Origin of the sequence: Variovorax gossypii, assembly GCF_003965815.1 — a bacterium.
Lineage (GTDB): Bacteria > Pseudomonadota > Gammaproteobacteria > Burkholderiales > Burkholderiaceae_C > Variovorax > Variovorax gossypii.
Map to the genome: position 1 here is coordinate 187,013 of NZ_RXOE01000003.1, position 20,083 is coordinate 207,095.

The 20,083-nt window shown below is 67.2% G+C and carries 22 protein-coding genes; 16 read left to right on the plus strand and 6 right to left on the minus strand.

The window, feature by feature from the left end; all coding sequences use genetic code 11:
* Positions 1-68 precede the first annotated feature (68 nt).
* From EJP69_RS15720 to EJP69_RS15765, 10 genes are all read left to right on the plus strand, one after another.
* Entirely contained in the window at positions 69-1,031 is a 963-nt protein-coding gene (locus tag EJP69_RS15720) for a LysR family transcriptional regulator (RefSeq protein WP_126471310.1), read from the plus strand.
* A 109-nt stretch (positions 1,032-1,140) separates the two neighbouring features.
* Positions 1,141-1,671 carry a cupin domain-containing protein gene (locus EJP69_RS15725; protein ID WP_126471312.1) on the plus strand — a complete coding sequence of 177 codons (531 nt, stop codon included), beginning with the start codon at positions 1,141-1,143 and terminating at the stop codon, positions 1,669-1,671.
* 29 nt (positions 1,672-1,700) lie between these two features.
* A complete protein-coding gene (locus EJP69_RS15730; protein WP_126471314.1) occupies positions 1,701-2,708 on the plus strand; it encodes a hydroxyquinol 1,2-dioxygenase in 1,008 nt (335 codons plus the stop codon).
* A 157-nt stretch (positions 2,709-2,865) separates the two neighbouring features.
* Entirely contained in the window at positions 2,866-4,329 is a 1,464-nt protein-coding gene (locus EJP69_RS15735) for an aldehyde dehydrogenase family protein (RefSeq protein ID WP_126471577.1), read from the plus strand.
* Between the two features lie 44 nt (positions 4,330-4,373).
* Positions 4,374-5,627 carry an ABC transporter substrate-binding protein gene (locus EJP69_RS15740; RefSeq protein WP_126471316.1) on the plus strand — a complete coding sequence of 418 codons (1,254 nt, stop codon included), beginning with the start codon at positions 4,374-4,376 and terminating at the stop codon, positions 5,625-5,627.
* Positions 5,628-5,640: 13 nt separating this feature from the next.
* Positions 5,641-6,360 (plus strand): ABC transporter ATP-binding protein, encoded by a 720-nt coding sequence (locus EJP69_RS15745; RefSeq protein ID WP_093304358.1) that lies wholly within the window; start codon positions 5,641-5,643, stop codon positions 6,358-6,360.
* Positions 6,357-7,076: an ABC transporter ATP-binding protein gene (locus EJP69_RS15750; RefSeq protein WP_126471318.1), complete on the plus strand. Its 720-nt coding sequence runs from the start codon at positions 6,357-6,359 to the stop codon at positions 7,074-7,076. Before EJP69_RS15745 ends, EJP69_RS15750 begins: the two co-directional genes overlap by 4 nt.
* Positions 7,069-7,932, plus strand: coding sequence for a branched-chain amino acid ABC transporter permease (locus tag EJP69_RS15755; protein ID WP_126471320.1), 864 nt, complete (start codon positions 7,069-7,071; stop codon positions 7,930-7,932). Before EJP69_RS15750 ends, EJP69_RS15755 begins: the two co-directional genes overlap by 8 nt.
* A gap of 5 nt (positions 7,933-7,937) precedes the next feature.
* Positions 7,938-8,978: a branched-chain amino acid ABC transporter permease gene (locus tag EJP69_RS15760; RefSeq protein WP_126471322.1), complete on the plus strand. Its 1,041-nt coding sequence runs from the start codon at positions 7,938-7,940 to the stop codon at positions 8,976-8,978.
* A 103-nt stretch (positions 8,979-9,081) separates the two neighbouring features.
* Positions 9,082-10,092: a Bug family tripartite tricarboxylate transporter substrate binding protein gene (locus EJP69_RS15765; RefSeq protein ID WP_093206605.1), complete on the plus strand. Its 1,011-nt coding sequence runs from the start codon at positions 9,082-9,084 to the stop codon at positions 10,090-10,092.
* 37 nt (positions 10,093-10,129) lie between these two features.
* On the opposite strand, the gene EJP69_RS15770 is transcribed toward EJP69_RS15765, so the two are convergent.
* Both EJP69_RS15770 and EJP69_RS15775 read right to left on the minus strand, forming a co-directional pair.
* The gene (locus EJP69_RS15770) at positions 10,130-11,587 is read right to left on the minus strand and encodes an esterase-like activity of phytase family protein (protein WP_126471324.1); all 1,458 of its coding nucleotides are present in this window, start codon (positions 11,585-11,587) and stop codon (positions 10,130-10,132) included.
* 96 nt (positions 11,588-11,683) lie between these two features.
* Positions 11,684-12,469: an IclR family transcriptional regulator domain-containing protein gene (locus EJP69_RS15775; protein WP_093304349.1), complete on the minus strand. Its 786-nt coding sequence runs from the start codon at positions 12,467-12,469 to the stop codon at positions 11,684-11,686.
* A gap of 139 nt (positions 12,470-12,608) precedes the next feature.
* Between EJP69_RS15775 and EJP69_RS15780 the strand changes: the two genes are divergently transcribed.
* The 4 genes from EJP69_RS15780 (at position 12,609) to EJP69_RS15795 (ending at position 16,346) form a co-directional block, all read left to right on the plus strand.
* On the plus strand, positions 12,609-13,310 hold the full coding sequence (locus EJP69_RS15780; protein ID WP_093304346.1) for a 3-oxoacid CoA-transferase subunit A: 702 nt from the start codon (positions 12,609-12,611) through the stop codon (positions 13,308-13,310).
* The gene (locus EJP69_RS15785; protein ID WP_126471326.1) at positions 13,307-13,960 is read left to right on the plus strand and encodes a 3-oxoacid CoA-transferase subunit B; all 654 of its coding nucleotides are present in this window, start codon (positions 13,307-13,309) and stop codon (positions 13,958-13,960) included. Before EJP69_RS15780 ends, EJP69_RS15785 begins: the two co-directional genes overlap by 4 nt.
* A gap of 29 nt (positions 13,961-13,989) precedes the next feature.
* Entirely contained in the window at positions 13,990-15,195 is a 1,206-nt protein-coding gene (gene pcaF, locus EJP69_RS15790; RefSeq protein WP_126471328.1) for a 3-oxoadipyl-CoA thiolase, read from the plus strand.
* A gap of 146 nt (positions 15,196-15,341) precedes the next feature.
* Complete coding sequence (locus EJP69_RS15795; RefSeq protein ID WP_126471330.1) at positions 15,342-16,346, plus strand: Bug family tripartite tricarboxylate transporter substrate binding protein; 1,005 nt, start codon at positions 15,342-15,344, stop codon at positions 16,344-16,346.
* A 19-nt stretch (positions 16,347-16,365) separates the two neighbouring features.
* Here EJP69_RS15795 and EJP69_RS15800 read toward each other — a convergent pair whose 3' ends face one another.
* The 3 genes from EJP69_RS15800 to EJP69_RS15810 form a co-directional block, all read right to left on the minus strand.
* Positions 16,366-16,776: a ribbon-helix-helix domain-containing protein gene (locus tag EJP69_RS15800; protein ID WP_126471332.1), complete on the minus strand. Its 411-nt coding sequence runs from the start codon at positions 16,774-16,776 to the stop codon at positions 16,366-16,368.
* Positions 16,777-16,848: 72 nt separating this feature from the next.
* Complete coding sequence (locus EJP69_RS15805) at positions 16,849-17,427, minus strand: DJ-1/PfpI family protein (RefSeq protein ID WP_126471334.1); 579 nt, start codon at positions 17,425-17,427, stop codon at positions 16,849-16,851.
* Between the two features lie 136 nt (positions 17,428-17,563).
* On the minus strand, positions 17,564-18,022 hold the full coding sequence (locus EJP69_RS15810; protein ID WP_093206614.1) for a hypothetical protein: 459 nt from the start codon (positions 18,020-18,022) through the stop codon (positions 17,564-17,566).
* Between the two features lie 294 nt (positions 18,023-18,316).
* Between EJP69_RS15810 and EJP69_RS15815 the strand changes: the two genes are divergently transcribed.
* Positions 18,317-18,733 carry a hypothetical protein gene (locus EJP69_RS15815; RefSeq protein ID WP_093206615.1) on the plus strand — a complete coding sequence of 139 codons (417 nt, stop codon included), beginning with the start codon at positions 18,317-18,319 and terminating at the stop codon, positions 18,731-18,733.
* A gap of 40 nt (positions 18,734-18,773) precedes the next feature.
* On the opposite strand, the gene EJP69_RS15820 is transcribed toward EJP69_RS15815, so the two are convergent.
* Positions 18,774-19,286 (minus strand): DinB family protein, encoded by a 513-nt coding sequence (locus tag EJP69_RS15820; protein ID WP_126471336.1) that lies wholly within the window; start codon positions 19,284-19,286, stop codon positions 18,774-18,776.
* Positions 19,287-19,398: 112 nt separating this feature from the next.
* On the opposite strand from EJP69_RS15820, the gene EJP69_RS15825 reads away from it, so the two are divergent.
* On the plus strand, positions 19,399-20,034 hold the full coding sequence (locus EJP69_RS15825; protein ID WP_126471338.1) for a TetR/AcrR family transcriptional regulator: 636 nt from the start codon (positions 19,399-19,401) through the stop codon (positions 20,032-20,034).
* Positions 20,035-20,083: the final 49 nt, after the last annotated feature.

The window sequence follows — 20,083 nt, forward strand, 5'->3', positions numbered from 1 at the left end:
GCCCTTTAGGCTTGCCCGCAACGCCGCCCGAAGCCCCGCGCCGGGCGGCCCCGCAGTACAGTGCCGCCGTGGACCGCCTCCAAAGTATTGAAACTTTCGTTCGCGTAGCGCAGACCCAGAGCTTCGCCGAGGCCGCGCGGCAGCTGCGCGTGGCCAATTCGGTCGTCACCACGCGGGTCAAGCAGCTCGAGGAGTTCCTCGGCGCGCCGCTCTTTCACCGCAGCACGCGCGTGGTGCGGCTCAGCGACATGGGCCAGGCCTTCCTGCGCGACTGCACCGAACTGGTGGCGCGCGCAGACAGCATCGTCGACCAGATGCGCGAGGCGCGCGGCACGCCCTCGGGCACGCTGCGCGTGCACGCGCTGACCGGCATGGTGCTGGGCCGCTTCGCCTCGCTGCTGCGCGAGTTCCAGTCGACCTACCCGGACATCCATCTCGAGCTGATCGTGAGCGACGCGGTGGCCGATCCGGTGAAGGCCGGCGTCGATTGCGCGCTGCAGATCTTTCCCGCGGCCTCGCAGGAGCTGGTGTCGAGGCCGCTCTTTCCGGTGCGGCGCGTGCTCTGCGCCACGCCGGCCTACCTGAAGGCGCACGGCGAACCGGTCACGCCGCGCGAGCTGCACCGGCACAAGCTGGGCCTCTACTCGGGCTACCCCACGCGCGACCGATGGACCTTTCACCATCAGGGCGAGCAGATCACCATCTACCTGGCGGCCGCCCTGCTGACCAACAGCGTGCACCTGCTGCGCGAATACGCGCTGGAGCACGCGGGCATCGTCTGCCTGCCCACGCTGGTGGCGGGCGACGCCATCGCGCGCGGCGACCTGCGCGTGGTGCTGTCCGACCACCAGCTGTCGTCGTTCTCGCTGAGTGCCGTGTACGCGGGCACCTCGCGCAATGCGCTGAAGCTGCGCCTTTTCATCGAGCACATCGCCACCCGCTTCACGCGCGTGCCGCCGTGGGATGCGACGCTGATCGAGCGGGGCCTGATCCCCTCAGAGCTCATCGAATTCAGCCGCTCGAGCGGCTAGGGGAAAACCCCGCCGATTATTCGGAAGCTCCGAATAATCCTCTTCCAAACTGGTCCCTACCGGCGTCGGCGCCTGCCTCCTAGAGTTCGCTCATCCAAGGAGACAAGCCATGCCAGCCACCACTTCGGCCACCCCGGCCGCCTACAAGACCCGCTTCGGTTCCCTCAAGCACTTCGAGAAGGGCCACGTCGAGCCCATCGACGACGACGTGCGCCACTACGCGTTCTCCAACTGCTTCGAGATTGCGAGCATCAGCAAGCCCTACGAGAAGGTCGTGTTCGGCCAGAACCAGATCTACGTGCTGGAGACGCTGCGCGCCGAAGGCGCCTCGCCCTGGTACACCTGCGCGCACGACGAGTTCGCGCTCGTGATGGACGGCGACGTCGAGGTGCACCTCGTGCAGCTCGACGCGAGCCAGACGGTGGCCGACAAGGACAAGAACGGCGCCGTGCTCGTGAAGGGCGAGCCCAAGGGCAGGAAGATGGGCTGGATGAAGCTCTCGCGCGGCCACCAGGGCCTGCTGCCGAAGAACACCGCATACCAGTTCCGCAATGCCGGCGAGCCGGGCGTGATCGTGCTGCAGAGCTGCAAGGGCGAACTCTCGGTAGAGAAGTGGGCCGACATCTGCCAGTCGCACTGATTGCACCAAACACCCAGGAGCCACACACCATGAACGCACCCGCAGAACTCGCCAAGGTGATCGCGTCGCAGCCCGACGCCACCCTCGGCTACAAGGACTTCTCGCTCGGCAGCTTCAGCTTCCACCGCGACGAATACTTCGTGCACATCGGCTGGAAGACCCGCGACGGCCGTCCCATGAGCCACACCATGGACGCCGGCAGCTACCTGCGCGCACTGATGCGCGACGTGGCCTGGGGCTTCTTCTACGGCTGGGTCAACTTCGATGACGTGTTCGGCACCGTCAACCACTACGAGTCGGTCGACCTGTACGCCGGCAGCTTCAACGGCACCATGAAGGACGCCGGCATCGACCTGCTCGAGAACTTTCCGACCGCCCAGATCCGCGCCACCTTCGAGGCCATGCTCGACGACTGGACCAACGAGAGCTTCGACCCCTTCGCCGCGCCGCAGGAAACCGGCTCGCCTTACGGCCGCAAGAACGGCAACAACACGGCCAAGATCACCAGGGCGCGTGAACTGGCCAAGCGCTGCGTGGGCCTGAAGGGCGACCTCGATCTGCGCAGCGACGAGCGCGGGGCACCGGTGAATCGCGCCTTCGCCGACGTGCCGCAGGGCCAGCCCGAGCTGCACCCCGAGCCCGGCTTCGAGAACGAGGTGCACGCCTTCAATCTCTTCGGCTTCCTGAGCCGCTCGCAGGTCACGTGGAACCCGAGCTTCACCTCGGTGGTGAAGCACAGCTACATGTGCCCGACGACCGAGGAGCACATCCTGCCGATCATCCACGGCAACGACCGCGTCGAGTGGTTCTTCCAGATGACCGACGAGATCCACTGGGACTGCGGCGACAAGAACACCGGCAGGCCCATGGCCCGCGTGATCATGAAGGCCGGCGACATGGCCGCCATGCCCGCCTACTGCCGCCACCAGGGCTTCAGCCCCAAGCGCTCGATGCTGCTGGTGTGGGAGAACGGCTCGCCGAGCCTGGTGTACGAGATCCAGAAGGGCGAGTCGCCGGAGATTCCGGTCCAGTTCTGAATGGCCCCCTCTCCCGCGAGCGGGAGAGGGCTGGGGTGAGGGTGGTGTTCTTGCCGCCGCTGCCCCCTCACCCCAACCCTCTCCCCAAGGGGAGAGGGAGGAATGCAAAGACATGAAGCCCATTGACATTGCCGCCTCGGCAGGCCCGCGCACGCCCATCCGCCACCAGCTCTTCATCGACGGTCGCTTCGTCGACGCCGAATCCGGCGAGACCCTCGCCACGCTGAACCCGCACGACAACACGCCCATCGTCGACGTGGCACTCGCGGGCAAGGCCGACGTCGACAAGGCCGTGGCCGCCGCGAAGCGCGCCTTTCCCAAGTGGAGCCGCATGGCCGCCGCCGACCGAGGCCGCATCCTGCTGAAGCTCGCCGACCTCATCGAGGCCAATGCGGAAGAACTCGCACGCCTCGAATCGCTGGACACCGGCCACCCGATCCGCGACTCGCGCCGCCTCGACGTGCCGCGCACCGCCGCGTGCTTCCGCTACTTCGGCGGCATGGCCGACAAGTTCCAGGGCGAGACCATTCCGGTGGAAGAGGGCTTTCTCAACTACACGTTGCGCGAGCCCGTCGGCATCGTCGGCCAGGTGGTGCCGTGGAACTTCCCGCTGATGTTCACCAGCTGGAAGATGGCGCCCGCGCTCGCGGCCGGCAACTGCATCGTGATGAAGCCGGCGGAGATCACGCCGCTGAGTTCCCTTCGCATTGCCGAGCTGATGGCCGAGGCTGGCCTTCCGCCCGGCGTGGTCAACATGCTGCCGGGACTGGGCAGCGTGGCGGGCCAGTACATCGCGGAGCACCCCGAGATCGCGAAGATCGCCTTCACCGGCAGCACAGCCACAGGCCGGCGCATCGTGCAGGCCAGCGCGGGCAACCTGAAGAAGGTGCAGCTGGAGCTAGGCGGCAAGGGGCCGAACATCGTCTTCGAAGACGCGAACCTGCAGGCCGCCGTCAACGGAAGTGCGTGGGCCATCTTCCACAACCAGGGGCAGGCCTGCATCGCGGGCTCGCGGCTGATGCTGCACGAGAAGATCGCCGACGAGTTCCTCGACCAATTCATTCCGCTCGCCAAGTCGATCCGCCTCGGCAACCCGCTCGACGATGCGACGGAGATGGGCCCGCTCACCAGCGCGCAGCATCGCGAGCGCGTGCTGGGCTACGTCGACGTGGCGCAGGGCGAGGGCGGCGAACTGCTCGCGGGCGGCAGGTCGCCCGGCGGCGACCTGGCCAGGGGCTGCTACGTCGAGCCCACCGTGATGCGCGCGAAGTCGTACAAGGACCGCGTCGCCCAGGAAGAGGTGTTCGGCCCCTTCGTCACCGTGCTCACCTTCAAGTCCGACGAGGAGGCGATGCAGATCGCCAACGGCACCGACTACGGCCTGGGCAGCGGCCTGTGGACCCGCGACCTGCAGCGCGCCCACAAGGTCGCACGCGACCTGCACGCCGGCATGGTGTGGATCAACAGCTACAAGCGCGTGAACCCCGGCTCGCCCTTCGGCGGCGTAGGCCAGAGCGGCTACGGCCGCGAGATGGGGTTCGACGCGATGCGCGAATACACGCAGGTCAAGAGCGTGTGGGTGAACGTCGACGCGCAGATACCGCCGCACTTCGCGCGCTGACCCTCGATCAGGCGGCATCAAAAACACAAGAGACGGAGACAACCATGACCTTCAATCGCAGACAGTTCACACAGGCCACGGCCGCGCTGGTGGCATCGGGCGCGGCACCGCTGGTGTTCGCGGCCGACACGCTGAAGATCGGCTACGTGTCGCCGCAGACCGGGCCGCTCGCGCCCTTCGGCGAGGCCGACAAGTGGGTCATCGACCAGATGAAGGCCGCCTTCAAGGATGGCATCAGCGTGGGCGGAAAGAAGTACGCCGTGCAGATCGTGCTGAAGGACAGCCAGTCGAACCCCAACCGTGCGGGCGAGGTGGCGAACGACCTGATCCTGAAGGACAAGGTCGCGCTGGTGCTCACGGCGGGAACGCCCGAGACCGCCAACCCGGTGAGCGACGCCTGCGAGCTCAACGAGGTGCCCTGCGTTTCCAGCGTGGTGCCGTGGCAGCCGTGGTTCTTCGGCCGCAAGGGCGACCCGGCGAAGGGCTTCAACTGGACGTATCACATGTTCTGGGGCCTGGAGGACGTCATCGCCAACTTCACCAACGGCTGGAAGACGCTGGCCACCAACAAGAAGGTGGGCGGCCTGTTCCCCAACGACGGCGACGGCAACGCGTGGGGCGACAAGGAACTGGGCTTTCCGAAGCCGCTCGCGCAGATGGGCTTCACGCTCACCGACCCGGGCCGTTTCCAGAATGGCACGCAGGACTTCAGCGCGCAAATCGCGGCCTTCAAGAAGGAGGGCGTCGAGATCGTCACCGGCGTGGTGATTCCACCCGATGCCAAGACCTTCCTCACGCAGGCGCGGCAGCAGGGCTTCAAGCCCAAGGTCATCACGCTGGGCAAGGCGCTGCTGTTCCCCGGCGCCATCGAGGCGCTGGGCGACCTGGGCGATGGTCTCTCGACCGAGGTGTGGTGGAGCCCTTCGCATCCCTTCGCCTCGAGCCTCACGCAGCAGAGCGCCAAGGCGCTGGCCGAGGCCTACGAGGCCGGCACGAAGAAGCAGTGGACGCAGCCGATCGGCTTCGCGCATGCGCTGTTCGAGGTGGCGGCGAACGCGCTCGGGCGGGCGAAGTCGCTCAAGGCTTCGGACGTGCGCGACGCGGTGGCGTCGACCTCGATCAACTCGGTGGTCGGTCCGGTGAAGTGGGGCGGCCAAGGGCCGTTCAAGAACGTCAGCAAGACGCCGTTGGTGCTCGGCCAGTGGGGCAAGGGCCAGAAGTACAAGGTGGAGCTGACCATCGTGAACAACGAGGCGGCCACGAACATTCCCACCGGCGGCAAGCTGCGGCTGCTCTGAGTCCGGGGACACCATGACCCTGCTGGCACTGCATGCCGTGAGCAAGTCCTACGGCGCGCTCAAGGTCACCGACGACATCACGCTCGCGGTGACCGAAGGCGAGACGCTGGGCATCCTCGGGCCGAACGGCGCGGGAAAGACCACGCTGTTCAACCTGATCTCCGGCGACGTGCGCGTCGACGCCGGGCGCGTCGAATACGCCGGCCGCGACGTGACGCGGCTGAAGCCGCACCAGCGCTGCCACGCCGGCATCGGCCGCAGCTACCAGGTGCCGCAGCCCTTCGGCAACATGAGCGTGTTCGAGAACCTGGTGACCGCCGCCTGCTTCGGCGGGCAGCAGACCGAGCGCGAGGCATGGCGCACCGCGCACGAGGTGCTGGAGCAGACGGGCCTGATGGCGCATGCCAACAAGCCGGCGGGCGGGCTGACCCTGCTCGATCGCAAGCGGCTGGAGCTGGCGCGCGCCCTCTCCACACGGCCGCAGTTGCTGCTGCTCGACGAGATCGCGGGCGGGCTCACGGAACCCGAGGCCGCGGTGCTTGTCGGCGAACTCAAGCGCATCAAGGCGCGCGGCGTGACGATGATCTGGATCGAGCACGTCGTGCATGCGCTGCTCTCGCTGGCGGACCGGCTCTTCGTCATCAACTTCGGGCAGAAGCTCGCGGAAGGCCTGCCGCGCGCGGTGATGAACGACCCCGAGGTGCGGCGCGTGTACATGGGGATGGAGGCATGACCGCGCTGCTCGACACCCGCGCGCTGAAGGCTTTCTACGGCGACGCGCAGGCTCTCTTCGGCATCGACTTCTCGCTTGATCGGGGCGAGCTGGTGGCCATCATCGGTGCCAACGGCGCGGGCAAGTCGACCTTTCTCAAGAGCCTGACGGGGCTGGTGCGCGCGCCGATCGATGCGATCCGTTTCAAGGGCGAGCCCATCGGCGGCCTGCCGCCCGGCGACATCGTGCGCCGCGGGCTCGCCATGGTTCCCGAGGGGCGCAGGCTGTTTGCCAGCCTCAGCGTGGAGGAGAACCTGCTCATGGGCGCCACGCCTGCGCGCAAGGGGCCGTGGAACCTTCAGCGGCTGTACGCGCTCTTTCCCATCCTCGCCGAGAAGCGCAACCAGCCGGGCACCTCGTTGTCGGGCGGGCAGCAGCAGATGGTCGCGCTCGGCCGCGCGCTCATGAGCAACCCAGAGGTGCTGCTGTGCGACGAGCTCTCGCTCGGGCTCGCGCCTATCGTCATCCGCGAGATCTACGCGGCCATGCCGAGCATCACCGCAGAGGGCATGACTGTGGTCATCGTCGAGCAGGACGTGACGATGGCGCGGCAGGTCTCGAAGCGCATCTACTGCTTCCAGGAGGGACGCGTGTCGCTGCAAGGCCATTCCGCCGATCTCACGCGCGAGCAGATCTCGCAGGCCTACTTTGGCATCGCGGAGGCGGCCCATGCTTGAGACCATTGTCCAGGGCGTGCTGCTCGGCGGCCTCTACACGCTCTTCGCGCTGGGCCAGTCGCTGATGTTCGGCGTGATGCGGCTCACCAACACGGCGCAGGGCGACTTCATCATCCTCGGCGCGTTCGCGGTCATCGCGGGCGTGTCGTTGACGGGCAATGCCGCGCCGTGGCTCGTGGCGCTCGCCGTGCTGCCGGTGGCTTTCGGCTTCGGCTACGCGCTGCAGCGCTACGTGCTCAACGGCACGCTCGGGAAAGATCCGCTGCCTTCGCTGGTCGTCACCTTCGGACTTTCGATCGTGATCCAGAACCTGCTGCTCGAAGTGTTCTCGGCCGACCCGCGCGCCATCGAAACCGGTGGGCTAAGCACGCAGGGCATCGCGCTGGGCGATGCGATGTCGGTGGGCGTGCTGCCGCTCGTGGTGCTGGCGATCGCGATCGCAGCCACGGGTGCGTTGCAGTGGCTCTTCGCGCACACCGCGCTGGGGCGGTCGTTTCGCGCGGTGTCGGACGACCGCGAGATCGCCGAGCTCATGGGGCTGAACGCGAAGAAGGTCTACGCGTTCGCCACGGCCATCGCCTTCGTGCTGATCGCCGTCGCGGGCGCGCTGCAGGGCATGCGCACGACGGTGTCGCCTTCAGACGGGCCGCTGCTGCTGCTCTTCGCCTTCGAGGCCGTGATCATCGGCGGCATGGGCTCCTTCTGGGGCACGCTGGCCGGCGCGATGATCCTCGGCATCACGCAGCAGATCGGCTTCAGGCTCGACCCGGGCTGGGGCATCTGGTTCGGGCACATCGTGTTCCTGGTGGTGCTGGTGCTGCGGCCGCAGGGACTCTTTCCAAAAACACGCGGATAAGGCCGATGACGAACATGCCTCCTTCCATCGTCGCGGTCGAACGCGCGACAGCCGCGAGCCGCGCGGCACTCGTTGCCGGCGTTGCCATCGTGCTCGTAGCCGCCAGTCTTCCGTTCTGGGGCGAGTCGAGCTGGATGCGCGAGTTCGTCGAGATCGCCTGCTACTTCATCTTCGCGATGATGTGGAACCTGCTCGCCGGCTACGGCGGCATGGTGAGCATCGGGCAGCAGGCCTTTTTCGGCTTCGGCGGCTACGTGATGCTGATGCTCGGCAACTTCGCGGGCGTCAACCCGTTCATCGCGATACCGCTGGGTGCGCTGGCGGCGGGGCTGGTGGCGATACCGGTGTCCTTCGTCGCGTTCCGGCTCTCGGGCGGCTACTTCGCGATCGGCACCTGGGTCATTGCGGAAGTGTTCAGGCTGAGCTTCGCCAACGTGTCGGCGGTGGGCGGCGGCTCGGGCACCACGCTCACCGCGCTGCGCGGCATCGACAAGGCGACGCGCGAGAGCACCACCTACTGGATGGCGCTGGCCTGCGTGGTCGCGGCGGTCGTGCTGGTGTACCTGTTCCTGCGCAGCAAGCGCGGCCTCGCGCTGCTCGCGATACGAGACAACGAAGTGGCGGCCGAGTCTCAGGGCATTCCGGTCGCGCGGATGAAGCTCGCGGTGTACGTGGTCGCGGCCTTCGGCGCGGGGCTCGCGGGTGCGCTTTATTTCGTGGGCAACCTGCGCATCAGTCCCGACGCGGCCTTCAGTGTCAACTGGACGGCCTTCGCCATCTTCATGGTGGTCATCGGTGGCATCGGGCGCATCGAGGGGCCGCTGGTGGGCGCGCTTATCTTCTGGGCGCTCAACAAGTTCCTGAGCGACTACGGCACCTGGTACCTGCTGGGGCTCGGGTTGCTCGCGATCCTCGTCACGTTGTTCTTCAAGCAAGGGCTGTGGGGCCATGCGCAACAGCGATGGGGCTGGTCGCTGTTTCCCACGCAGAGAAAACTGCTCGATATATCGCCTTCCGGTAGTACTTTCCTACGCGAGAGACCCTGACGGGAAGCCACTTCGGACTTGCGAAAAGCATCTTCGTCCTGTAACGTCTTGTAAACACAATGTAAGCACTTTCCCCAGTTTTTCTCACTCTCCTGGAGTCATCTTGACGATCACCAAACGCCGCCTGCTCGAAGGCGGCGCGGCAGCCATTGCCGCTTCGCTGCTTGCGAAGACTTCGTGGGCCCAGCAACGCAACGGCAGCACCGGCGACGCCACGTGGCCGACCAAGCCGGTCCACATCCTCGTCGGCTTTCCCGCAGGCGCATCGCCCGATCTCGCGGCCCGTGCCATCGCGGAGCCTTTGTCGAAGATCCTGCGTCAGCCGGTGATCGTCGAGAACAAGCCCGGTGCCAGCGGCAACACCGTTGCCGACCAGGTGGCGAAGGCCACCGACGATCACACCGTCGGCGCGCTGATCAACGGCAACCTGACCATCGCCAAGCTGCTCAACCCCGCGCTGCCCTTCGATCCTGAGAAGGACTTCGCGCCTGTCGGCCTCATCGGCACTGCGCCGCTGGTGCTGGCGGTGTCGGGCAGCGCCACGGGCAAGACCTCGGCCGAGCAACTGCTGTGGGTGCGCAACCTCGGCAGCGGCGGCAAGTACGGCACACCGGGCGTGGGCACGGTGGGCCACCTGGGCATGGAGCTCATCAAGAGTCGCGCGGCCATCACTGCGCAGCACAAGCCCTACACCGGCAATCCGCAGGTCATCGCGGGCCTGCTGGCCAACGAGATCCAGCTGGCGCTGCTGCCGCCGGGCCTCGCGATGCCGCACATCAAGTCGGGAAAGATCAAGGCCATCGGCGTGACCTCGCCGGAGCGCAGTCCGCTGGCGAGCGAACTGCCCACCATTCGCGACGCGGACGTGCGCGGCGCCGACCTCGAGATCTGGACCGCGCTGGCCGCGCCCGCCGGCATGAAGCCCGCGGCCGTCGCCAGGCTCAACGCGGCGCTGGTCGAAGTGATCAGCTCGCCCGACGTGAGCCAGGCGCTGCTGAAGACCGGCTGGCAGGCCCAGCCCGGTTCGCCCGACACGCTGGCCAAGCGCATGCGCGCCGACACCACGCGCCTGGGCGGCGTGATCATCATGAAGGGCATCCACTCGGAAGGCTGACCGCAGGCGCGGCCAGCCCGCCGCGCGGCAGTCTTCTTCAGCTCTTGCGCTTGAACAGCGGCTGGTCGAAGCGGATGGTGATGACTTCCGTGTCGTCCGGCTTGCCCTGCACCCGGCCGTCTTCGGTCGGGAAGTTGGTGTCGATCGCGACGGCCAGCGTGTTGTCGTCCACCACCTCGACGCTCTCCACCGAATCGAATGGCATGGTGAACTTGCCGGCCGCAACGCCAGCCAGCGGGCCGCCGATGCCCGTCGGGTCGGAGATGTTCAGCAGGTCGACCAGCAGCGTCTTCTTCAGCACGCCGTCGGCATCCTTCACGTCGAGGTCGACCATGTACAGGCGCTTGACCACAGCCTTCGCTCCGTAGAGGCTGTCGCGCTCGATCAGCACGAACTTGTTGCCGCCAATGTTGGTCATGTCGCCGATCACGATCTGGTTGTCCTTGACCGGACCGTCCTTCCTGTAGACCGGGTTCTTGCCGGTGTAGAGCATCGAGGCGGGATCGAATTCGAAGAAGTTCAGATAGCGCTCGTCGTCGGCCACGGGGCGCAGCGCGGCGAGCGAGGGCGCTGCCTCGGGCACTGCGTAGAGGCGGGTCTTGTCGCCGTTGAAGGCCAGGCTCTCGAAGCCGCGGCTCGAAAGCGAGGTCACGGTGGCGCCCTGGGTCATCACGAGCGGGTTGGATGGGCTGCGCAGGAAAGGATGCGGCACCGGGTCGCCCATCAGCGTGCCGTTCTTGTCGAAGTGCAGGATGTAGGGGCCGAACTCCTCGCCCACGAAATAAGTACCGTCCTTCGCGCGGGCGATCGATTCCACGTCGAGGTCGAAGCCCGTCAGCAGCCGGCCGCTGACGATGCTCGGGTCCACGGGCGTACCGGTGTCGACGAGGTTGTTGCCATCGACCTTCTGGTAGTTGGCGAAGTCGGCGGTGATCTTCAGGTCGACGCCCTTGCCGTCCTTCAGGAAGCCGTTGGCGTCGTTGAAGGCGACATGGCTGTTCACCTTCACGGTGCCGGGCACCGTGGTGCCGTTGGCCACCGTGCGGAAGTCGATGCTGACGTTGTAGAAGCCGACCACGAAGTCGCCGGAGTTGCTCTTGCTGCCGTAGCCGTTGTCGGGCATGGCGGTCCAGGTGCCGTCGTCGTTCTTCAGCAGTGCCGAGAAGCCCGGCAGCGGCTGGCCGCCGACGAAGGGCGGCGTCACGCCGAGCGCGGCGGTGATGAACTGGCCCGTGGTCGGGCCGGGCTGGCGGAACGAGGCGGGCAGCGAGGCCCAGCCGGTCAGCTTGTGCGGCAGTCCCGCGGAGGGGTCCTGCTGCGGTGCAGGAGCGGGTGCCGGCGCCGGGGCAGGCGCGGGAGCCGGCGTGCCCGCCACGGGCGGAAAGACGATGCCGTTTCCGTTGCCACCGCCGCCGCAAGCGGCGAGGACGGCAGAGGCAACGGCCGCGATCGCGAGATGGCGCGGCAATGCGGACGAGATGAAGCGACTGGACATGATTGGACCCTCCGGTGTTGTAGTGAGGGGCGCAATCTAGAAAACCGATGTGACCTGTCCATGAATGCCCATTCGGTTGCGAGGCCGCAGGATCGATCAGAGCATTCGCGAGATCCTGTCCGCCGCTTCGCGCAGCGCGGGCAGCATGGTCTCCTGCATCGCTTTCGCGCTGGTGCGGTTCGCCTGTCCGCTGATGTTGAGCGCGGCCACCATGCGCCCCTGGCGGTTGACGATGGGCGCGGCCACGGAGATCAGGCCCTCCTCGAGTTCCTGGTTGACGACGCACCACTGCTGCTTGCGTGCCTGCGCGACCTTGGCCATGAGCGCGTCGATGTCGGTCAGCGTGTGCTTGGTCAGCGCCTCGATGTTCGATGCCTCGAGCCGCGCGCGCACTTCGTCGTCGTCGAGGTCTGCCAGCAGCAGCCGGCCCAGCGAGGTGCAGTAGGCCGGCAGGCGCGAGCCCACGCCCAGGTTGATGTGCATGATCTTCTTGGTCGGCACGCGCAGCACGTAGACGATGTCGGTCGCATCGAGCACGGCGGCCGAGCACGACTCCTGCACCTGCTGCACCAGCGCTTCCATCACCGGCTCGGCGCGGTTCCAGATCGGCATCGACGAGAGGTACGCGAACCCGAGGTCGAGGATGCGCGGCGTGAGCGTGAAGAGCTTGCCGTCGGTCACAACGTAGCCCAGCGTCTGCAGCGTGAGCAGGATGCGGCGCGCGCCCGCGCGCGTCAGCCCGCTGCCGGCCGCCACCTCGCTGAGCGTCTGGTGCGGCGCGCTGGCACTGAACGAGCGGATCACCTGCAGGCCCCGCGCGAAGGACTGCACGTAGCTGTCGCCGGGCGCGGGTGTTTCGGGTTGTGCGGGGTGGGTTGCCATGGTGCTCGATCCTCTCTAGAATTCATTATACGAACAAATGTTCTTTAGACGAACAAATCGGCGGTTCGCAAAATCGGTCGACGTGTTCAGGATCGGTTCGTTTCTTCGCTCACTTTCCTCACTCCCGGAGACAGGCTTCATGATCAACAAGATCGCGCGCTCGGTCGCCGATGCCCTGGCAGGCATCCAGGACGGCGCCACGGTTCTCATCGGCGGCTTCGGCACCGCCGGCATTCCCAACGAACTCATCGAGGGCCTCGTCGAGCAGGGCGCCAAGGACCTCACCGTCGTCAACAACAACGCGGGCAACGGCGAGACCGGCCTCGCGGCGCTGCTCAAGGCAGGCCGCGTGCGCAAGATCATCTGCAGCTTTCCGCGCCAGGCCGACAGCCAGGTGTTCGACGGGCTCTACCGCAGCGGCAAGATCGAGCTCGAACTCGTGCCCCAGGGCAACCTCGCCGAGCGCATCCGCGCCGCGGGTGCCGGCATCGGCGCCTTCTTCTGCCCCACGGGCTATGGCACGCAGCTCGCGGGCAACCGCGAGACCCGCGAGATCGACGGCGTGCAGTACGTGCTCGAGTACCCCATCCACGGCGACGTGGCGCTCATCAAGGCGGAGCGCGGCGACCGCTGGGGCAACCTGGTCTACCGCAAGGCGGCTCGCAACTTCGGTCCGGTGATGGCCATGGCCGCGAAGAAGACCGTCGCCACCGTGCACGACATCGCCGAACTCGGCACCCTCGACCCCGAAACCATCGTCACCCCGGGCATCTTCGTGCACCAGGTGGTGCGCATCGAACGCGTGGCCACGCAGGCCGGCGGCTTCAAGAAGGCAGCATGACCATGAGCACCACGTACACACGCCGCACCAAGGACCAGCTCGCCGCCCGCGTGGCGCAGGACATCTTCGACGGCGCCGTCGTCAACCTCGGCATCGGCCAGCCCACGCTGGTGGCCAACCACCTGCCCAAGGGCCGCGAGGTCATCCTGCAGAGCGAGAACGGCATCCTCGGCATGGGCCCGGCGCCCGAGGCCGGCGAGGAAGACTACGACCTCATCAACGCAGGCAAGCAGCCCGTCACGCTGCTGCCGGGCGGCTCGTTCTTCCACCATTCCGACAGCTTCGCGATGATGCGCGGCGGTCACCTCGACATCTGCGTGCTCGGCGCGTTCCAGGTGTCGGCCACCGGCGACCTCGCCAACTGGCACACCGGCGAGAAGGACGCCATTCCCGCCGTCGGCGGCGCGATGGACCTCGCCATCGGCGCCAAGCAGACCTGGGTCATGATGGACCTGCTCACCAAGCAGGGCGTGAGCAAGCTGGTGAAGGAATGCACCTATCCGCTGACCGGCATCGGCTGCGTCAAGCGCGTGTACTCCGACCTCGCCACGCTCGAACGCACGCCGCAGGGCCTGAAGCTCGTCGACCTGGTCGACGGCCTGAGCCGCGAAGAACTCGAGAAGCTCGTCGGACTCCCGATCGCAGCCTGACCCCTTCAAGCAATCCAAGAGAGACAGACATGACCAACCAAGCCTTCATCTGCGACGCCGTTCGCACTCCCTTCGGCCGCTACGGTGGTTCGCTCAGCAGCGTGCGCACCGACGACCTCGGCGCCGTGCCGCTCAAGGCGCTGATGGAACGCAACAAGAACGTCGACTGGCAGGCCGTGAGCGACGTGCTCTACGGCTGCGCCAATCAAGCCGGCGAGGACAACCGCAACGTCGCGCGCATGTCGGCGCTGCTGGCGGGCCTGCCCATCGAACTCGGTGGCGCCACCATCAACCGCCTGTGCGGCTCGGGCCTCGATGCAGTGGGCACGGCGGCACGTGCCATCCGCGCCGGCGAAGCGGGCCTGATGATCGCCGGTGGAGTGGAAAGCATGAGCCGCGCGCCTTTCGTCATGCCCAAGGCCGAGAGCGCCTTCAGCCGCAACAACGCGGTGTACGACACCACCATCGGCTGGCGCTTCGTCAACAAGCTCATGAAGGCGCAGTACGGCGTCGACTCCATGCCCGAGACGGCCGAGAACGTGGCCACCGACTACAAGATCGAGCGCGAGGCGCAGGACCTGATGGCGCTGAACTCGCAGCTGCGCGCCGTGGCCTCGCAGAAGTCGGGCTTCTTCGACGCCGAGATCGTGCCCGTGACCGTGCCGCAGAAGAAGGGCGACGCGATCATCGTCAGCAAGGACGAGCATCCGCGCGAAACCAGCCTCGAGTCGCTCGCCAAGCTCAAGGGCGTGGTGCGTCCCGACGGCACCGTCACTGCCGGCAATGCCAGCGGCGTGAACGACGGCGCCTGCGCGCTGCTGCTGGCTGACGAAGCCAGCGTCGCGAAGCACGGCCTCACGCCGCGCGCACGCGTGGTCGGCATGGCCACCGCCGGCGTCGCGCCGCGCGTGATGGGCATCGGCCCCGCGCCCGCCACCCAGAAGGTGCTGGCGCTCACCGGCCTGAAGCTCGACCAGATCGACGTCATCGAACTCAACGAAGCCTTCGCCGCGCAGGGCCTCGCCGTGCTGCGCCTGCTGGGCCTGAAGGACGACGACGCGCGCGTGAACATCAACGGCGGCGCCATCGCGCTGGGCCACCCGCTGGGCGCCAGCGGTGCGCGCCTGGCCACCACTGCAGTCAACCAGCTGCACAAGGGCGGCGGCCGCTATGCGCTGTGCACCATGTGCATCGGCGTGGGACAGGGCATCGCGGTGATCCTCGAGCGCGTCTGACGACGGCACGCGCCGCGGGCGACGCAGGACGACCGAACCGAAAACAACCAGAGAAGCAAGAAGACAAGGCCATCGGCAGCCGCGGCAACAGCGGCCCGATGGCATTTTTTCAACCCAAGAGGACAGAGAGAAAGAAGGATCAGAGGATGAACCACACGTCGAAGAAGACAACGCGCCGCGGCGCTGGCATTGCCGCGCTCGCACTGGCCGCCGCAGCCCTGTTGCCTGCGGCCGCGCCCGCGCAGCAGGCCTTTCCCACCAAGCCCGTGCGCATCATCACGCCGTTCCCCGTGGGCGGCGGCCCCGACGGCGTGGCCCGCCTGGTGGCCGACAAGCTCTCGCGCGCCTGGGGCCAGCCCGTGGTGGTCGAGAACCGCCCCGGCGGCAACGGCTTCATCGCCATCGATGCCTTCAAGCGTGGCGCGAAGGATGGCCACGACATCATCGTGCTCGACAACGTGCACCTCGCCGCGTACCCGGCGCTCTTCAAGAAGCTGCCCTACGACACGAGCAAGGACTTCGACGCGCTGCTGCCGCTGTTCAAGACTTACTTCTTCTTCACCGTCGCCACCAACAGCAAGTACAAGACCGTGGGCGACCTGATCGCCGATGCCAAGGCCAACCCCGGCAAGCTCGACTACGGCTCGTGGTCGGTGGGCAACCCGGTGCACCTCGGCTCCGAGCTCTTCGAGTCGGCCACCGGCACGCAGATGGAGCATGTGATCTACAAGGAAACCACGCAGCTCTACACCTCGGTCGCCACCGGCGAACTGGCTTTCGCGCTGGGCAGCAGCGCCACCGCCGGCCCGCTGCAGCGCGCGAACAAGCTGCGCTTCCTGGCCGCTGCCGCGCCGCAGCGAGTGGCAGCCTTCCCCGACGTGCCGACGGTCGCCGAATCGGGCGGCCCGAAGGGCTTCGAGGTCATCGGCTGGAACGCCATCGCCGTGCCCAGGGGCCTGCCCGCATCGGTCACCGAGAAGATCAAGCGCGACATCGAGAAGGGCCTGGCCGAGCCCGACGTGCTGGAGAAGTTCAAGAGCTTCGGCTACGAGCCCTTCCCGACCACGCGCCCTCAGTTCGACGAGTTCGTGGCGAGCGAGACCAAGCGTTTCACCGACGTGATCCGCAAGGCGAACGTTTCGCTGGACTGACGCGACAGGCGCAAGCGCGTCATCGCGCTGCCGCGCGCAGCGTGTGTATCTTGGCGGTGGGCCGTTGTCCGGAAAGCGGCCCGCCCCAGCCCTTCGGCAGCTCGTGCAGCACGGCCTTCGCATCGAGCGAGCGGATCGCCACCGAGTTGTCGGCCGGAATGCGCCCCTGCGCCAGCAGCGCCTCGTAGCGCAGGGCGCTCACCCGCAGGAACGACGCGAAGTTGCCGACTTCGCCGCGCGCGGCCACCAGCTCGTCGTAGAGCCGCTCGATGAGCTGCACCACGACCATGCCGTCGCGTTGCGCGATTTCCTCCAGCACTTGCCAGAACAGGTTCTCCAGCCGGATGCTGGTGACCACGCCGTGCAGCCGCACCGAGCGCGTGCGCGCGTCGTAGCTCTGCGGATCGGCACTGATGAAGACTTCGCACATGGTGGTTGTCTCCTTTGGGGAAAGTAGGGTGGGCGACGCGTGCACTGTAGCGCCGTGCCGCCCGCCGCGAGTTCAATGCTCGATGCGCGTGCCCAGCACCACGAGGAACTGCGAGAGCCACGCCGGATGCGCGGGCCACGCAGGCGCGGTGACCAGGTTGCGGTCGGTCACGGCCTGGTCGACCGGAATGCCCATGTACTCGGCGCCCGCCAGCTCCACCTCGACCTGGCAAGCGGGGTAGGCCGACACCTTGCGACCCTTCAGCAGGCCGGTGGCCGCGAGCAGTTGCGCGCCGTGGCACACCGCGGCGAGCGGCTTGTCGGCGGCCAGGAAGTGCCGCGCGATCTCGACCACGCGGGTGTTCATGCGCAGGTACTCCGGCGCGCGGCCGCCGGGAATGACCAGCGCGTCGTAGGCCTCGGGGCGCACGTCGGCGAAGTTGACGTTCAGCGTGAAGCGGTGGCCCGGCTTCTCGCTGTAGGTCTGCGCGCCCTCGAAGTCGTGGATGGCGGTGTGGACCCAGTCGCCGGCCTTCTTGTCGGGCGCCACGGCGTGGACCGTGTGGCCCACGGCCAGCAGTGTCTGGAAGGGCACCATGGTTTCGTAGTCTTCGGCGTAGTCGCCGCAGAGCATCAGGATCTTGCGCGCCATGTCTCTTGTCTCCTTCGAACGAGGTTGGAATGCGGACCGGCCCGTAGGGGCGCGGGCCGTCGCCGCATTATTCGAAGGGGCAGGGCGCAGCGGGTAGCAGCCGGCTGTGACTTCGGCCTTGCACGACGCACTGGCCTCAGATGATCGTCGCGCTCACGCCGCGCGCCACCGCGGGTGCGATTCCGGCGTAGAAGAAGCCCAGGTCGTCTTCGGGGCCGTTGGTGGCTCGTCCGCGCACCTTGCCCATCACGCACACGCCGACCTGCGAATCGCCCTGGCCGATGACGAGCACGAAGGGGTTGTCCTCGTCGCCGCGCAGGTAGCGCCCGCCGAACTCGCGGCGCGCGACTTCGAAGACGTAGGCCGATGCAAGGAAGTGGAGATCGTCCGGCAGGGGCGCCTGCTGCTTGAAGAAGTCGTCGAGCACGCGGTCGACCAGCGGCAGCGAGGCCGACGTGTAGTCCAGCCGCGAGCCGTCGATGGGCGCGCCGGGTTGCGAGAAGGCTCCGACGAAGTCTTCGGCCTGCGAGGCCATGCCCTCCTCGAGCGTTGCGGGCATGGCGGGTTTCTTCTTCAGGAAGTCGAACAGTCCCATGGTTGCGGTTTTCCCCTCGTTCGTTGGATGTTTCGTTGGGTGCGATCGGGCCGAAGCCGGGCGACTGTCTCAGAACCCGAGCCCTGTGCGCAAGCGCGAAGCGCTTCGGCGGGGCAGGTGACGCCGTTCTGGTTAACAGAAGTTCGCAGAGGTTGCACGGCGCGGCGAAGAGCCGGGCCGCGCCGCGGGGGCGTCATTGACCTGCCTTTTGCCCTGAATAGCCTCGTTCAGGGTTTTCCCGCATCCCCGTGGAAGCCTCATCCGGACCGACAACTCACAGAAAAGACCCGAATCATGAAGACCTCCCGACTCGCCCTTGCCGCGGCACTCGCCGTGCTCTCCCTCGCTTCCGCCCACGCCCAGCAACGCACCCGCGAAGCCGTCGAAGCCGAAGCCATCGCCGCCGCTCACGCCAAGGACCAGAACGTCACGCGCGGTTCGCGCGGCGCCGATCCGTTCACGTCCACGGCCGATTCCGAAGCCATGTACAAGCAGGCCGTCGAGACGGCCCACGCACCCAACCAGAACGTGACGCGCGGCTCGCGTGGCGCCGACCCGTTCACCTCCAGCCGCGACCCGGCGCAGGTCTACCAGGAAGCCATGGCCACCGCCGCGGCGCCCGATCAAAACGTGACCAGCGGCTCGCGCGTCAACAGCAAGGTCATCTCGACCATGCAGAACCCGGTGCTGCAGTCGGCACAGGGCAAGTAAGCCGGCGGATCTTCCTGAGCCTGGCCTAAAAGCGCCGCCGCTACGCGCCCTGCGTGCGGCGTGCTGGCTCGGCCTGGTGCAGGTAGCCGGTGAAGGTGTCGGGCGGCGATGAGCCCGTGAGGCGGGTCATGATCCGCCCGACCTCTCCCCGGTGATAGCCCGCGTGCGCCACCACGTGGCCCAGCATTTCCTCGCGTGACATCCGTCCTGGCGCCCCGTCGGTGAAGGTGAATTCGATGCTTTCCTCGAGCTCTTGCGGGCTCAGCCGCGAGACGTAGTCGACATACCAGCGATCGGTTTCCCGCACCGCATCGGCCAGCGCTTCGAGCGGCGGCGGCTCGGGTGCGCCGGTGGCTGTGAAGGCGTGCGCCGTGCGCTGCACGTTCGCCACGAAGATGCGGTCGACGATGGCCGCATGGTTGAAGACGCGCAGTGCCGTGCGGTAGTCGTCGGGCGGGGCCTTCCCGGCAAGGTCGGCCAAGCCTGCCAGCAATCCTTCGTCGGCCCAGGCCTTGTAGCGGAACAGCGAGGCCAGAAGCGTCTGCGTACTCATCACAATCTCCCCCTTGAACGATGAAACGGGCACTGCGCGTGCGTGCGGTCCGGTCCTATTCTTGAGTGGAGCTCCGATCTTGGGTACTCGCATTCCCCCACAGCGCAGGACCATGCGCAAGGCGCCCAGCCAGCGGCGTTCACGCGCCACGGTGGACGTGATCATCGAGGCCGCAACTCGCGTTCTGGCGCGTCGGGGATGGGCACGTTTCACCACCAACGAGATCGCGGCGGTCGCCGGCGTCAGCGTCGGTTCGCTCTACCAGTACTTCCCGGACAAGCTCGCCATTGCCGAGGCCATCAGGGAGCGCCATCTCGCCGAGGTGCTCGTGGCGCTGTCCGACCCGGAAGAGGAGGCAGAAGACGGCAACGAAGCTGTCTCGCTCGACCGGCGGGTGGAGCGCTTCGTCGACGGCGTCATCGCCGCCCACTCGGTCGACCAGGCCTTGCACCGCGTGCTGGTCGACGAAGTGCCGCTTGCCGCGCGTTCCAGCTATCCGGAGTTCGAGGCGGAATACCAGCGGCGCTATCGGGCGCTGGTCGCATCGAGCGCGCACGCAGGCCGGGCCGGCCGTGACGGCGACGACAGCAGCAGCGAAGACGAGACGGCTGCTCGCATGCTCTCCTCCGCAGTCGAAGGGGTCGTCCATGCGGCGGCGCGTCGCGGCGACCTGGGCTTGCCCGTGCTCAGGAGCGAGCTCGTCCGGCTGATCGCAGCCTATCTGCGCGATCGCCGGCACGCAGGCTGAGGGCGCTCCGGAGTGGACAGCACGCCCTGTCCCTGACCACAATGCCCGC

What these genes read in the sequence shown, in the direction of transcription:
- EJP69_RS15725 (WP_126471312.1), top strand. Translation starts at nt 1,141, where the DNA reads ATGCCAGCCACCACTTCGGCCACCCCGGCCGCCTACAAGACCCGCTTC.
- EJP69_RS15730 (WP_126471314.1), top strand. Translation starts at nt 1,701, where the DNA reads ATGAACGCACCCGCAGAACTCGCCAAGGTGATCGCGTCGCAGCCCGAC.
- EJP69_RS15740 (WP_126471316.1), top strand. Translation starts at nt 4,374, where the DNA reads ATGACCTTCAATCGCAGACAGTTCACACAGGCCACGGCCGCGCTGGTG.
- EJP69_RS15745 (WP_093304358.1), top strand. Translation starts at nt 5,641, where the DNA reads ATGACCCTGCTGGCACTGCATGCCGTGAGCAAGTCCTACGGCGCGCTC.
- EJP69_RS15750 (WP_126471318.1), top strand. Translation starts at nt 6,357, where the DNA reads ATGACCGCGCTGCTCGACACCCGCGCGCTGAAGGCTTTCTACGGCGAC.
- EJP69_RS15755 (WP_126471320.1), top strand. Translation starts at nt 7,069, where the DNA reads ATGCTTGAGACCATTGTCCAGGGCGTGCTGCTCGGCGGCCTCTACACG.
- EJP69_RS15760 (WP_126471322.1), top strand. Translation starts at nt 7,938, where the DNA reads ATGACGAACATGCCTCCTTCCATCGTCGCGGTCGAACGCGCGACAGCC.
- EJP69_RS15770 (WP_126471324.1), bottom strand. Translation starts at nt 11,587, where the DNA reads ATGTCCAGTCGCTTCATCTCGTCCGCATTGCCGCGCCATCTCGCGATC.
- EJP69_RS15775 (WP_093304349.1), bottom strand. Translation starts at nt 12,469, where the DNA reads ATGGCAACCCACCCCGCACAACCCGAAACACCCGCGCCCGGCGACAGC.
- EJP69_RS15780 (WP_093304346.1), top strand. Translation starts at nt 12,609, where the DNA reads ATGATCAACAAGATCGCGCGCTCGGTCGCCGATGCCCTGGCAGGCATC.
- EJP69_RS15785 (WP_126471326.1), top strand. Translation starts at nt 13,307, where the DNA reads ATGACCATGAGCACCACGTACACACGCCGCACCAAGGACCAGCTCGCC.
- pcaF (WP_126471328.1), top strand. Translation starts at nt 13,990, where the DNA reads ATGACCAACCAAGCCTTCATCTGCGACGCCGTTCGCACTCCCTTCGGC.
- EJP69_RS15795 (WP_126471330.1), top strand. Translation starts at nt 15,342, where the DNA reads ATGAACCACACGTCGAAGAAGACAACGCGCCGCGGCGCTGGCATTGCC.
- EJP69_RS15800 (WP_126471332.1), bottom strand. Translation starts at nt 16,776, where the DNA reads ATGTGCGAAGTCTTCATCAGTGCCGATCCGCAGAGCTACGACGCGCGC.
- EJP69_RS15805 (WP_126471334.1), bottom strand. Translation starts at nt 17,427, where the DNA reads ATGGCGCGCAAGATCCTGATGCTCTGCGGCGACTACGCCGAAGACTAC.
- EJP69_RS15810 (WP_093206614.1), bottom strand. Translation starts at nt 18,022, where the DNA reads ATGGGACTGTTCGACTTCCTGAAGAAGAAACCCGCCATGCCCGCAACG.
- EJP69_RS15815 (WP_093206615.1), top strand. Translation starts at nt 18,317, where the DNA reads ATGAAGACCTCCCGACTCGCCCTTGCCGCGGCACTCGCCGTGCTCTCC.
- EJP69_RS15820 (WP_126471336.1), bottom strand. Translation starts at nt 19,286, where the DNA reads ATGAGTACGCAGACGCTTCTGGCCTCGCTGTTCCGCTACAAGGCCTGG.
- EJP69_RS15825 (WP_126471338.1), top strand. Translation starts at nt 19,399, where the DNA reads ATGCGCAAGGCGCCCAGCCAGCGGCGTTCACGCGCCACGGTGGACGTG.